The following is a 668-nucleotide window of genomic DNA, read 5'->3' on the forward strand; positions in this document are numbered from 1 at the left end:
GCGCCGCGGCGAGCGGCGCCAGGATCGGCAGCACCGCGTCGCGGGTGGCGAGCCGGGGCAGGGGACCCGCGGGCCCCTCGGCATCGAAGCCCAGGAGCGTGCCGCCATTGGCCTCGTAGCCCACCACGCGGCCCCCGGCCTCCTCCATGCCCGCGATCACGAAGGGCGAGCCGATCCGGGTGCGGATCACCCGGTCGAAGCCCATCGCGTCGGCCTGGGTGTTGGAGTTGACCGGCGTCACCACCGTGTCGGCGCCGAGCGCGCGGGCGGTCATCGCGCCGAGCCCGTCGCCGGGAATGAGCGCGCCGGTCTCGCAGACCAGCATCGGCCGGTCGGCATCGCCATCGGTCGAGACGAGCGCGTCGAGCCGGTGCTCGGCGCACCAGTCCCGAAGGAGCGCGCGGGTCTCGGGATCGACCGCCTCGGTGTCGACGGGGATGAAGGTCTCGGAGCGCGCGAGCAGGATGACCTCGGCGCCGAGGCCCGCGAGGATCTCGCCCAGGAGATCGCGCGCCACCGAGCTGTGCTGGTAGAGCCCGACCCGAAGCCCCCCGAGCGCCCCCGGCCCCCAGGCCCGGAGATAGCGGTCGCGATAGGCGCCGCCCGCGTCGCAGGTGGTGAGCGCGCCCGCGGTCCCGGACGGCGACGCGGCCCCGGCCCCGAGTGCC

At 76.0% G+C, this 668-nt stretch carries 1 pseudogene; it reads right to left on the reverse strand.

What is annotated here, in order from left to right:
* Positions 1-668 (reverse strand): annotated as a pseudogene (locus ACFQ4E_RS20605) (phosphomannomutase); the annotation flags it as partial.

Origin of the sequence: Litorisediminicola beolgyonensis (genome assembly GCF_042679605.1) — a bacterium.
Classification (GTDB): Bacteria; Pseudomonadota; Alphaproteobacteria; order Rhodobacterales; family Rhodobacteraceae; genus Litorisediminicola; species Litorisediminicola beolgyonensis.